This window comes from Streptomyces monashensis, from assembly GCF_001866665.1.
In the GTDB taxonomy this organism is placed as follows: Bacteria; Actinomycetota; Actinomycetes; order Streptomycetales; family Streptomycetaceae; genus Streptomyces; species Streptomyces monashensis.
On sequence record NZ_MLYO01000019.1, the window covers coordinates 93,087 to 102,802 of the forward strand.

The 9,716-nt window shown below is 70.5% G+C and carries 11 protein-coding genes; 7 read left to right on the forward strand and 4 right to left on the reverse strand.

The window, feature by feature from the left end; all coding sequences use genetic code 11:
• Positions 1-14 precede the first annotated feature (14 nt).
• Positions 15-1,355 (reverse strand): MDR family MFS transporter, encoded by a 1,341-nt coding sequence (locus BIV23_RS12115; protein WP_071380801.1) that lies wholly within the window; start codon positions 1,353-1,355, stop codon positions 15-17.
• A gap of 181 nt (positions 1,356-1,536) precedes the next feature.
• Between BIV23_RS12115 and BIV23_RS12120 the strand changes: the two genes are divergently transcribed.
• Positions 1,537-2,298, forward strand: coding sequence for a phosphoglyceromutase (locus tag BIV23_RS12120; protein WP_071377689.1), 762 nt, complete (start codon positions 1,537-1,539; stop codon positions 2,296-2,298).
• A gap of 93 nt (positions 2,299-2,391) precedes the next feature.
• Here the strand turns inward: BIV23_RS12120 and BIV23_RS50270 are convergent, their stop codons facing one another.
• Both BIV23_RS50270 and phoU read right to left on the reverse strand, forming a co-directional pair.
• Positions 2,392-2,547, reverse strand: a complete 156-nt coding sequence (locus BIV23_RS50270; RefSeq protein ID WP_177239864.1) for a hypothetical protein — start codon at positions 2,545-2,547, stop codon at positions 2,392-2,394.
• Positions 2,548-2,759: 212 nt separating this feature from the next.
• Positions 2,760-3,449 (reverse strand): phosphate signaling complex protein PhoU, encoded by a 690-nt coding sequence (gene phoU, locus BIV23_RS12125; protein ID WP_071380802.1) that lies wholly within the window; start codon positions 3,447-3,449, stop codon positions 2,760-2,762.
• Positions 3,450-3,628: 179 nt separating this feature from the next.
• Here phoU and phoR point away from each other — a divergent pair, with 179 nt between their 5' ends.
• Both phoR and phoP read left to right on the forward strand, forming a co-directional pair.
• A complete protein-coding gene (phoR, locus tag BIV23_RS12130; protein ID WP_071380803.1) occupies positions 3,629-4,888 on the forward strand; it encodes a two-component system sensor histidine kinase PhoR in 1,260 nt (419 codons plus the stop codon).
• A gap of 5 nt (positions 4,889-4,893) precedes the next feature.
• Positions 4,894-5,565 (forward strand): two-component system response regulator PhoP, encoded by a 672-nt coding sequence (gene phoP / locus BIV23_RS12135; RefSeq protein WP_466437636.1) that lies wholly within the window; start codon positions 4,894-4,896, stop codon positions 5,563-5,565.
• 97 nt (positions 5,566-5,662) lie between these two features.
• On the opposite strand, the gene BIV23_RS12140 is transcribed toward phoP, so the two are convergent.
• Positions 5,663-6,382, reverse strand: a complete 720-nt coding sequence (locus BIV23_RS12140; protein ID WP_071380804.1) for a copper chaperone PCu(A)C domain-containing protein — start codon at positions 6,380-6,382, stop codon at positions 5,663-5,665.
• Between the two features lie 676 nt (positions 6,383-7,058).
• Between BIV23_RS12140 and BIV23_RS12145 the strand changes: the two genes are divergently transcribed.
• The 4 genes from BIV23_RS12145 (at position 7,059) to BIV23_RS12160 (ending at position 9,635) form a co-directional block, all read left to right on the forward strand.
• A complete protein-coding gene (locus BIV23_RS12145) occupies positions 7,059-7,541 on the forward strand; it encodes a CarD family transcriptional regulator (protein WP_003953493.1) in 483 nt (160 codons plus the stop codon).
• A gap of 323 nt (positions 7,542-7,864) precedes the next feature.
• Positions 7,865-8,617, forward strand: a complete 753-nt coding sequence (gene ispD, locus BIV23_RS12150; RefSeq protein ID WP_071380805.1) for a 2-C-methyl-D-erythritol 4-phosphate cytidylyltransferase — start codon at positions 7,865-7,867, stop codon at positions 8,615-8,617.
• A complete protein-coding gene (ispF, locus tag BIV23_RS12155; RefSeq protein ID WP_071380806.1) occupies positions 8,607-9,143 on the forward strand; it encodes a 2-C-methyl-D-erythritol 2,4-cyclodiphosphate synthase in 537 nt (178 codons plus the stop codon). Before ispD ends, ispF begins: the two co-directional genes overlap by 11 nt.
• A gap of 87 nt (positions 9,144-9,230) precedes the next feature.
• Complete coding sequence (locus BIV23_RS12160) at positions 9,231-9,635, forward strand: PPOX class F420-dependent oxidoreductase (RefSeq protein WP_071380807.1); 405 nt, start codon at positions 9,231-9,233, stop codon at positions 9,633-9,635.
• Positions 9,636-9,716 lie beyond the last annotated feature (81 nt).

Below are 9,716 nucleotides of genomic sequence, written 5' to 3' on the forward strand. Positions count from 1 at the left end.
TTTCGCCTGTTCGCTCAGGCGGCGCCGACCTCGGCCGTCGCGCCTTCGGCCGTCAGGCTCTCGGGCTCCGTGCCCTTGGTCTCCGCGTCCACGTCCTCCACGGCCACGCCCGCTGCGCCCGCGTCCCCGGTCGCCGGGGCGGATTCCGCCGATGTCTCCCTCGGCAGACCCCGCATGAGTACCCCGTACCCCAGGCCCGCGAGCGTTCCCACCGCGGCGCACATCGCCCACAGCCACCGTGCGCCCCAGCGGTCGATGACGGCGCCGGACATCAGCGGGGCGACCAGCGCGGCGACGGACCAGGACAGGGTGTAGACGCCCTGGTAGCGGCCGCGCCCGTGGATGGGGGAGAGGCGGACGACGAGGCCGGTCTGGGTCGGCGCGTTGACGATCTCGGCGAGGGTCCACACGCACACGGTGACCGTGAAGACGCCGACCGACCCGGCGAACGCGGTGAGTCCGAAGCCGTACCCGGCGAGGAGCGAGGAGGCGATCAGAAGGGCGCGTGGGTCGCGGTGCTCGATGAACCGGGTGACCGGGATCTGGAGCGCGACGATCAGGATGCCGTTGACGGCGATGGCGAGGCCGTAGTCGGCGGGCGAGAACCCGGCCCGGCCCATGGCCACCGGCAGTCCCACGGACCCCTGCTGGAAGATCAGCGCGACGAGGAAGGACAGCCCGACGACGGCCATGTACCGCCCGTCGCGCAGCACGGTCCCGAGGCTGACGGCCTCCTCCGCGTCCTCGCTGTCCGTGGCCTGCGGCCGGGACTCGGGCACCTTCAGGAAGACGACGAGCGCGCAGGCCAGGGTCATTCCGGCCTCGATCAGGAACCCGGCGAGGTAGCTGAACTCGGCGATGAACCCGGCGGCCGTGGAGGAGACGGCGAACCCGAGGTTGATGGCCCAGTAGTTCAGCGAGAACGCCCGCACCCGGTCCGCGGGCCGGACGAGGTCGGCCATCATCGCCTGCACAGCCGGCCGGGAGGCGTTGGAGGCCATGCCGACGAGGAAGGCGACGGCCGCGATGGCGACCGGGTCGGTCATGAAGCCGAGCAACGCGACGGAGGCGGCGGTGGCCGTCTGGGCGATGAGCAGCGTCGGCCGCCGCCCCAGCCGGTCGGCCATGACTCCGCCGCCCAGCGAGGAGACGACCCCGCCGAGCCCGTGGAGCGAGGCGACGAGACCGGCGTACGAGGCGGAGTAGCCGCGGTCGAGCGTGAGGTAGAGGGCCATGAAGGTGGCCACGAAGGCGCCGAGCCGGTTGACCAGGGTGCTGGTCCACAGCCACCAGAACTCACGGGGGAGCCCGGAGACGGTCTCCCGCGCGGCACGCCTGAGACTGGTTGCGGACATGACAGCAGACCCCCGTGGATGGACGATGCCCCGGACGCGAGGGCGATGTAAGTAGCGCAAGCGGTAGGCACAAATTACAGAGCCGGTCCGCCGGTTGCCACTCGATTAACAAACCCCGTCAACCGTCCACCCACCGGCCGGGCAGGACGGCGCCCCGAAGCCGTGGATTACGCTCTTTCCCATGGCCGACGCACCGTACAAGCTGATCCTCCTCCGCCACGGCGAGAGCGAGTGGAACGCGAAGAACCTGTTCACCGGCTGGGTGGACGTCAACCTCAACGAGAAGGGCGAGAAGGAGGCAGTCCGCGGTGGCGAGCTCCTGAAGGACGCCGACCTTCTCCCCGACGTGGTCCACACGTCCCTCCAGAAGCGGGCGATCCGCACGGCGCAGCTCGCCCTCGAGGCCGCCGACCGCCACTGGATCCCGGTCCACCGCAGCTGGCGCCTGAACGAGCGCCACTACGGCGCCCTCCAGGGCAAGGACAAGGCGGCCACGCTGGCCGAGTTCGGCGAGGAGCAGTTCATGCTCTGGCGCCGCTCGTACGACACCCCGCCCCCGCCGCTGTCGGAGGACTCCGAGTTCTCCCAGGCGCACGACGCCCGTTACGCCTCCATCCCGCCGGAGCTGCGCCCGGACACGGAGTGCCTGAAGGACGTCGTCGTCCGGATGCTCCCCTACTGGTACGACGGCATCGTCCCCGACCTCCTGGCCGGTCGCACGGTCCTGGTCGCGGCCCACGGCAACTCGCTGCGCGCCCTGGTCAAGCACCTGGACGGCATCTCCGACGCCGACATCGCGGGCCTGAACATCCCGACGGGCATCCCGCTGGCCTACGAGCTGGACGAGAACTTCAAGCCGATCACCCCGGGCGGCACCTACCTCGACCCCGAGGCGGCCGCGGCCGCGATCGAGGCGGTCAAGAACCAGGGCAAGAAGAAGTAGGTATTGCGTGCAGGGCGAACCCCTGTGTCACGGGGCCGGTGTGACGTCGCTTCACACCGGCCCCGGGTGTTCGTGCGCTGTTCCGGTGGTCCGTCAGCCGCACTGGCAGGGGTTGCCCGACTGGCAGCCGCAGCCGCAGCCCGAGCCGCAGCCGCACGCACCGAACAGCGGAAGGCTCCTGGTCTCGGCGGGCTGGTCGGTCTCGCGTTCCTGTGTGGGGTCTGGCGTGGTGCTGGGGGATTCGGCCATGGGTACCCTCCTGGACGCTGGGGCAGGGATGCCCTCGCTTATTTCATGCCCGCTTCCCAGGGCGCATCAACGGCGCACAGTGGCGCTCGCGCGCTCCGTCCGGCCACCCCCGCAAGCCCCCGGCCCTGCCCCAGGGCCGTACCGCGGGGCCGCGCAGCGGGGCCGTACCGCCGTTGCCGGCCGGCGGCGCTGCCGTACGGCCCCGGTGCCGGTCAGGCGCCCTCGACGCCCGTCACCGGCTGGATGTCCTGCTGGAGCTCGTCCGCGTGCTCGCCCGTGACCAGGTAGACCACGCGCTTGGCGACGGCCACGGCGTGGTCGGCGTAGCGCTCGTAGTAGCGGCCGAGCAGGGTGACGTCCACCGCCGTCTCGATGCCGTGCTTCCAGCGCTCGTCGATCAGGTGCTGGAAGAGTGTGCGGTGCAGCAGGTCCATCTCGTCGTCGTCCTGCTCCAGCTGGAGCGCGAGGTCGACGTCCTTCGTGATGATCACCTCGGCCGCCTTCGCCATCAGGCGCTGCGCGAGCTGGCCCATCTCCAGGATCGTGGCGTGCAGGTCGCGCGGCACCGCGCGCTCGGGGAAGCGCAGCCGGGCCAGCTTCGCCACGTGCTGGGCGAGGTCGCCGGAGCGCTCCAGGTCGGCGGACATGCGGAGCGACGTGACGACGATGCGCAGGTCGGTCGCCACCGGCTGCTGCCGCGCCAGCAGGGCTATCGCCCGGGCCTCCAGGTCGTGCTGGAGCTCGTCGACCTTCTGGTCCGCCTCGATGACGCTCTCGGCGAGCTTGAGGTCGGCGTCCAGCATGGCGGTCGTGGCGCGCCCGATCGCCGACCCGACCAGCCGGGCCATCTCCACCAGACCATCGCCGATCGAGTCAAGTTCCTCGTGGTACGCGTCCCGCATCAGGGTTCCCTCTCATAGGTGTGCTTGGTCCCACGCTCCCACGTTCCGGTCCGCACGCGTCCGTTTCTGCCACCCCAAGTGAACCGGCACTGGCTCCAAGGTGAACTCTGGGCGACGAGTGTTCGAGGTCGCCCTTGGACGGCTGTGGCTATGTCGTACGCCCTGCTTAACCTGGATGCATGGACGTGAACGCGGCGGTCGCCGCAGCGGCAGCGATCGCCGGGGTGCTCACCGGCGTCATCGCCATGCTGGCGTTCCGCTGGAGCGAACGCGACCAGAAGCGACCGACCAGGACTTCCTTGCACACCGATCCCGTACTTCCGCCCGGCGTGGACACCGTGCTGTCCGTGCTCCGCTCCTCGGCCGTCGTCCTCGACGAGGCCGACGCCGTCGTCAAGGCCAGCTCCGCTGCCTACGCCCTCGGGCTGGTGCGCGGCGGCAAGCTCGCCGTGGAGCCCATGCTCCAGATGGCGAGGGACACGAGACGCGACGGCGAGATACGCCAGGTCGAGCTGGACCTGCCCCGGCGGGGCACCGGACGCGGCGAGGCCCTCGCCGTCTCCGCCCGCGTGGCCCCGCTCGGCTCCCGCCTGGTCCTGCTGCTGGTCGAGGACCTGACCGAGGCCCGCCGGATCGAGGCGGTACGACGCGACTTCGTGGCGAACGTCAGCCATGAGCTGAAGACACCCGTCGGCGCGCTGTCCCTCCTCTCGGAGGCGGTCATGGACGCCTCCGACGACCCCGAGGCCGTGCAGCGCTTCGCGGGCCGCATGCAGATCGAGGCGACCCGGCTGACCAACCTGGTCCAGGAGCTCATCGACCTGTCCCGCGTGCAGAACGACGATCCGCTGGAGGACGCCGAGCCCGTCCGCGTGGACGAACTCGTCGCCGAGGCCGTCGACCGCTGCCGCCACCAGGCCGGTACGAAGCAGATCACGATGGCCGCGGGAGGCACCGCCGACCTGCGCGTCTGGGGCAACCGCGGCCAGCTGGCCGCCGCCCTCGGCAACCTCGTCGAGAACGCCGTGAACTACTCCCCGGCCCGCACCCGCGTCGGCATAGCCGCCCGCCGGGTCTCCGCACCCGGTGGCGACATGATCGAACTCGCCGTCACGGACCAGGGCATCGGCATCTCCGACAAGGACAAGGACCGCATCTTCGAGCGCTTCTACCGCGTCGACCCCGCCCGCTCCCGGGCGACCGGAGGCACCGGTCTGGGTCTCGCGATCGTCAAGCACGTGGCCGCCTCGCACGGCGGGGAGGTCACGGTCTGGAGCGCCGAAGGCCAGGGCTCCACCTTCACCCTGAGACTGCCGGAGGCGGGCCTGGCCCGCGACCGTGCCGGTCAGCACCCGGACCCCGACCTCGACGACGAGGCCGGCGGCTCCACCGAATCATCCCCGTACGAACCGCTTCCCGCCCCGGAGGTCCTTCCGTGACCCGAGTGCTCGTCGTCGAGGACGAGGAGTCCTTCTCCGACGCCCTGTCGTACATGCTCCGCAAGGAGGGCTTCGAGGTCGCAGTGGCGGCCACGGGCCCCGACGGACTCGACGAGTTCGAGCGCAACGGCGCCGACCTCGTCCTCCTCGACCTGATGCTGCCGGGTCTGCCCGGTACGGAGGTGTGCCGTCAGCTGCGCGGCCGCTCCAACGTCCCGGTGATCATGGTGACCGCCAAGGACAGCGAGATCGACAAGGTCGTGGGCCTCGAAATAGGAGCCGACGACTACGTCACCAAGCCCTTCTCGTCCCGCGAGCTGGTGGCCCGCATCCGTGCCGTCCTGCGCCGCCGCGGCGAGCCGGAGGAGGTCACCCCGGCCGCGCTGGAGGCGGGCCCGGTCCGGATGGACGTCGACCGCCACGTGGTGACGGTGGCCGGCTCCAAGGTCGACCTTCCGCTCAAGGAGTTCGACCTCCTCGAGATGCTGCTCCGCAACGCCGGCCGCGTCCTGACGCGCATGCAGCTGATCGACCGCGTCTGGGGCGCCGACTACGTGGGCGACACCAAGACCCTCGACGTCCACGTCAAGCGCCTGCGCGCCAAGATCGAGCCGGACCCGGGCGCCCCGCGCTACCTGGTGACGGTCCGCGGTCTGGGCTACAAGTTCGAGCCGTAGACCGCCGGCCCGGCCCCATGGCCGTACGGGCCTTCCCCGTGTACGACGAAGGGCGGCACCCCTGCCGGGGTGCCGCCCTTCGCGCGTGGCGCGGTGCTCAGTGACCGGCGACCGACTGGGACGCCGAGTCGCTCGGGGTGGCGTTGGTGCCCGTGGTGCCCGTGGTGCCCGTGGCGGACGAGGCGGAGGACGAAGGGGAGGACGACGGGGTCGCCTTGCCGCCCTTGCCCTTGCCCTTCTCCGGCTTGCCGCTGGTGGAGGCCGAGGGGCCCGGGGCGCCCGTGGGGACCGCCGGGGCGGACGGGATCGTGCTCGGGCCCCACTTGTCGAAGTAGCTGGTGGCCGGGACCACGAAGGCGCTGAGGCTCACGTCGCCGGTCTTGCTGAAGGTGAAGGTGACCTTCTGGACGTTGCCGTCCTGGACCGCCGTACGGCCGCTGGGCACCTCCGCGGAGGCGTTGCCCCGACCGCCGATGACCAGGGAGCCGTGCGCCGGGACGGTGAGGCTCTGGCCCTTGGCGGCGGTCAGCTTGACCGTGCCGCTGGTGCCCGGGATGGCGACCGACTGGAGGGTCTCGTCCGATTCGCCCTGGTTGAAGAGGGTCGCGGAGACGACGGCCGGCCCGGTCGACTGCAGGTCGGGCTGCGTGATGATCAGCGCGTTCTGGACCTTGATGTTGCCGACCTTGGTGGCAGCGTTGTCCGGCTTGATCTCCAGGGTCTGCGAGCCGTTGCCGGCGCCGCATGCGGCGAGCGAGGCGATCGAGAAGACGATGGCGGAGGCGGCGAGGGCGCCGCGTCGAAGGCTGCTGCTCACGGCGGCGGCAACTCCTTGAACGCGCGGGCGGCTCCCCTTATAAAGCCACCCTAAGTGTCTGTCAGCGGCCTTAGGTTACCGAGCCGTTCCCGCGCCGCCGCACCCGACCCTCCCCAAGCGTCCCGCTTGCCTCCGGCTGGGGTACTGCGTGCGGGCCTCGTCGCTCCGGACACAGGCGCCTCTTCCGTAACTTTGCCGGGTGCTCGTCCGCCATTCACATAACCGCGCGCAAAAATTACGTGGAGGAATGCGGGCCCTCTTGACGGCTGTCTTGAAGCCTTCTCTCGACCGCCGCCCGACGACCGTCCCCGATATTGATCACCCGGCACCCCTCGGGCAGCCGTTGATCAATTCCGGATTCCCGTCGCGGCCGCCTCCGGATCGCCCTCCGGATCCGCCCGCACACACCGAACGGAGTAGCGGAAGTCGTACGCTTGGAACAGGACAAATCGGGATGTTAAGCCGCCTGGAGAGGGTGCTCGGGGTGTGTGACGCGCGTGTTTCACCCCGCCCGAAGAGCCCCTCCGACCTGCGAATACCCGCTCGCGCAGGCCCCTCGAAGCACGTTCCTGTTGCTGTTGTCAAGCCCCGAGATATGCCCTGACCTGCGAAAACGCCATTCAGAAGACGCCGTATCCGTGTTACCCTGGATAGCCACGGAAGGGGTACCTGTCACATGACGTTCAAGGTTGGCGACACCGTGGTCTATCCCCATCACGGGGCCGCGCTGATCGAGGCCATCGAAACTCGCCAGATCAAAGGCGTGGACAAGACCTACTTGGTGCTGAAGGTCGCCCAGGGTGACCTTACGGTGCGTGTGCCAGCGGACAATGCTGAGTTCGTGGGCGTGCGTGATGTGGTCGGTCAGGACGGGCTGGACCGGGTCTTCGAGGTGCTGCGCGCGCCGTACGCCGAGGAGCCCACCAACTGGTCCCGTCGCTACAAGGCAAACCTGGAGAAGCTCGCCTCCGGTGATGTCATCAAGGTCGCGGAAGTCGTGCGTGACCTGTGGCGTCGTGAGCGCGAGCGCGGACTGTCCGCCGGTGAGAAGCGCATGCTCGCCAAGGCCCGCCAGATCCTGGTGAGTGAGCTGGCCCTCGCGGAGAACACGAACGAGGACAAGGCCGAGGCTCTGCTCGACGAGGTGCTCGCCTCCTGATGCGCCACGGTGGCGAACTTTCGCCGCCGGTTCGCGCAGCACGCTCTGCACAGTGAAATGCGCACAGTGAAATGCCGCGGTGCCCGATGACACGGATCCGACACTGACCCTGTCGGATCCCGTCGCCGGGCGCTGCGGCATGTTCGTACCCACGCGCCGATCGGGCGACTTCCTGACAGGAAAGACCCCCCGATATTTTGATGTGCCGGGCCCGGGCAGTCGGCCTCGACCAGGGTCACGGAAGGGTCCGGTCAAGGCAGCGCGCCCGGCACTCCTCCAGGCCATACCCACCTAGGTCGAGCACACAAACCTGACAGGAACCGATGTCTGACGAATCGCGCCCCTCACCTGCGCAGACCCCCGTCGCAGCCGTGATTCCCGCCGCCGGCCGGGGCGTACGCCTCGGTCCGGGCGCCCCCAAGGCGCTGCGCGCGCTGAACGGCACGCCCATGCTCATCCACGCGGTCCGCGCGCTCGCCGCGTCCCGCCGTGTGTCCCTCGTGATCGTCGTCGCCCCGTCCGACGGCACCGAAGAGGTCAAGTCCCTGCTCGACGCGCACGCGCTGCCCGAGAGGACCGACTTCCTGGTGGTCCCCGGCGGTGACACCCGTCAGGAATCGGTCAAGCGGGGCCTGGACGCCCTGCCCCCCGAGTACGGCGTCGTCCTCGTGCACGACGCGGCCCGCCCGCTCGTCCCGGTCGACACCGTGGACGCGGTCATCGAGGCCGTCGGCGCGGGCGCACCCGCCGTCGTCCCCGCGCTGCCGCTGGCCGACACCGTCAAGGAGGTCGAGCCCGCCGCCGAGGCAGGAGCCCCCGAACCGGTCGTCGCCACCCCGGAGCGCGCCCGCCTGCGCGCGGTCCAGACGCCGCAGGGCTTCGACCGCACGACCCTGGTCCGGGCGCACGAGACCGTCACCGACGACGTGACGGACGACGCGAGCATGGTCGAGCAGCTCGGGCTGCCGGTCGTGACCGTCCCCGGTCACGAGGAGGCCTTCAAGGTCACCCGCCCCCTCGACCTGGTCCTCGCCGAGGCGGTCCTGGCCCGCAGGAGGCTGAACGATGGCTTCTGAGCAGCCCCCGCAGTCTCCGCAGCCCCCGCAGTCCCCGCAGCCTCCGGTCCTGCTTCCCCAAGTCGGCATCGGCACCGACATCCACGCCTTCGAGGAGGGCCGTGAGCTGTGGTGCGCGGGCCTGAAGTGGGAGGGCGAGGGGCCGGGGCTGGCCGGCCACTCCGACGCGGACGTCGTCGCGCACGCCGCCTGCAACGCGCTCTTCTCCGCCGCCGGCCTCGGTGACCTGGGGCAGCACTTCGGCACCGGGCGCCCCGAGTGGTCCGGCGCCCCCGGGGTGACCCTGCTCGCGGAGGCCGCCCGCATCGTCCGCGCGGCGGGTTTCACGGTCGGCAACGTCGCCGTACAGGTCGTCGGCCCCCGTCCGAAGATCGGCAAGCGCCGCGACGAGGCCCAGAAGGTCCTCTCCGAGGCGGCCGGCGCGCCCGTCTCCGTCTCGGGCGCGACGACGGACGGCCTCGGCTTCCCCGGCCGCGACGAGGGGCTGATGGCGATCGCGACGGCGCTGGTGGTCCGTACGGGCTGAGGCGGGCGGCGGCCGTCGCTCGTGGTGCGGGTGAGCGGAGAGCGTGCGAGGGTACCCGGAGAGTCACCGCCGACTTAAGGAGCCACCATGCCCGCCACCCTGCCCGACCGGCTCAAGTCCGTGCTCGACGGTCCCGTCTTCATCGTGGTCGGCACGATCCAGCCCGACGGCCGGCCCCAGCTGTCCCCGGTGTGGGTGAAGCGGGACGGCGACCAGGTCCTGTTCTCCACGACTGTCGACCGCCGCAAGAAGAAGAACCTCGACCGCGACCCCCGGGTGAGCGTCGTCGTCCAGGATCCCGAGATGCCGTACGTCTACGCCGAGATCCGCGGCACCGCGGAGTTCGCCGTGCAGGGCGCCGAGGAACTGATCGACGAACTGTCGCTGAAGTACACCGGCAAGAAATACGCGGAGTTCAATCCCGCCTCCGCCGACGACGCCGACCGTGTGATCGTCAGGATCACCCCGGAGAAGGTCGTCGGGATGTTCTGAGCCATGCGGCACCGGGCACCACGCCACGCCCACTACCCTGGAGTGGTGACCATTCGCCTGTACGACACCAGCGCCCGGCAG

Coding starts and splice junctions, on each gene's coding strand:
- BIV23_RS12145 (WP_003953493.1), top strand. CDS start 7,059: ATGACGTTCAAGGTTGGCGACACCGTGGTCTATCCCCATCACGGGGCC.
- BIV23_RS50270 (WP_177239864.1), bottom strand. CDS start 2,547: ATGGCCGAATCCCCCAGCACCACGCCAGACCCCACACAGGAACGCGAG.
- BIV23_RS12115 (WP_071380801.1), bottom strand. CDS start 1,355: ATGTCCGCAACCAGTCTCAGGCGTGCCGCGCGGGAGACCGTCTCCGGG.
- phoU (WP_071380802.1), bottom strand. CDS start 3,449: ATGCGGGACGCGTACCACGAGGAACTTGACTCGATCGGCGATGGTCTG.
- ispF (WP_071380806.1), top strand. CDS start 8,607: ATGGCTTCTGAGCAGCCCCCGCAGTCTCCGCAGCCCCCGCAGTCCCCG.
- phoR (WP_071380803.1), top strand. CDS start 3,629: ATGGACGTGAACGCGGCGGTCGCCGCAGCGGCAGCGATCGCCGGGGTG.
- BIV23_RS12120 (WP_071377689.1), top strand. CDS start 1,537: ATGGCCGACGCACCGTACAAGCTGATCCTCCTCCGCCACGGCGAGAGC.
- BIV23_RS12160 (WP_071380807.1), top strand. CDS start 9,231: ATGCCCGCCACCCTGCCCGACCGGCTCAAGTCCGTGCTCGACGGTCCC.
- ispD (WP_071380805.1), top strand. CDS start 7,865: ATGTCTGACGAATCGCGCCCCTCACCTGCGCAGACCCCCGTCGCAGCC.